General features: G+C 60.0%; 1 protein-coding gene and 1 pseudogene. Both read right to left on the minus strand.

The window, feature by feature from the left end:
• Window positions 1-30: 30 nt before the first annotated feature.
• Window positions 31-258 (minus strand): hypothetical protein, encoded by a 228-nt coding sequence (locus AB0362_RS26475; protein ID WP_032384998.1) that lies wholly within the window; start codon window positions 256-258, stop codon window positions 31-33.
• Between the two features lie 302 nt (window positions 259-560).
• Window positions 561-834, minus strand: a pseudogene (locus AB0362_RS26480) (transposase); the annotation flags it as partial.
• Between the last annotated feature and the right edge of the window lie 365 nt (window positions 835-1199).

Raw genomic sequence — 1199 nt, forward strand, 5'->3', positions numbered from 1 at the left:
ATCGACACGACGAACACGGGGTGGGGACTTTCAGTTGGCCACCAGTGGGGACCTCGACCTGGCCACCAGTGGGTACTTTTTCATGGCCACGGACAGGGCGCTCCACCCCAACTTCCACGCCGCCGATCCCGGCGTCGGTGCTGCCACAGCGCGGTCAGTCACCCGATCGAGTAGTTGGTCAATTCTGTCGATCAATACCTGCGCAAGCTCGTAGAGCACACGCTCAGGCACCGTTGTCACGGACTGGTTGTCGCTCACACCTGACACTGTAGAGCCAGGCACCGGCGAGTATGCCGCAGAGCGACACGCCTCACGAAACTAGTTGAGGCACAGCAGGGCAGGGTAATCTCGGACGGAGCGTTATCCTCGCAACGTGATCCGCACACAGAACTCCGCACTTGTTTTCCAATACAGGTCAATGGAGCGGCGTTGAATGCCTCTTCGGTGGCGGACGGAATGCGACCGCGATTGCTGATTTCGTAACCTCATCTGCCGCCCACTGCCGAACCGCTCGCGTCTGCGCCGAATTACGCGTGGCCGGTGTCCCGGGCTTCACGGACGTCCCGGGACAAGTAGGCAACCGCGCGACGCATGACCTCGGCTTCCTGCTCGAGTAGCTCGATCCGTCTGCGGGCTTCTCGCAGCTCGGCGGACTCGTCGAGGCCTGTCTTCGCGGGCGGTGCCGCGTTCGACGCCGCCGGCGATCTTGAACCAGCGGTGCAGGCAACCTTCGGAGATCCCGAAGTCCTTCGCGATCTGACGCAGCGAGGCCTCGCCTTTGCATGCGACGGCGATGACGGCGCGGCGGAACTCCTCGGGAAATGTTTCCGGCATGACGGCGCGATCTTCACAGATCAGATGCCAACCGAATCGGGGGTAGTCCCAACTTTGTTGACAGGGACCGTGCGGATCATCATGACTGATCGGAATCGGTCCGAGCTGCAGCTTGGCTTATCCACAGCGGACTGTTAAGCCAAAAACGGCTACCTTCGCTACAGCGTAAAAATGCCTGTTGATTACGAACAACCCGAGCAGCTAATAGTGTCGAACACGTGCTCAAAGAGGCGTACTACCGCCGTGAATCCCTTGTCCTCGGCATCTCAATCTGAACCGTCCTGGATCTGATGGAGACCTGGTTCAAGCCACTTCGCGGTCGGAGGTGGCGGTCGAGCATTGATGACGGTACTCGTTTTCGTAGT

The organism is Rhodococcus sp. NPDC079359, from assembly GCF_040702585.1.
Lineage (GTDB): Bacteria > Actinomycetota > Actinomycetes > Mycobacteriales > Mycobacteriaceae > Rhodococcoides.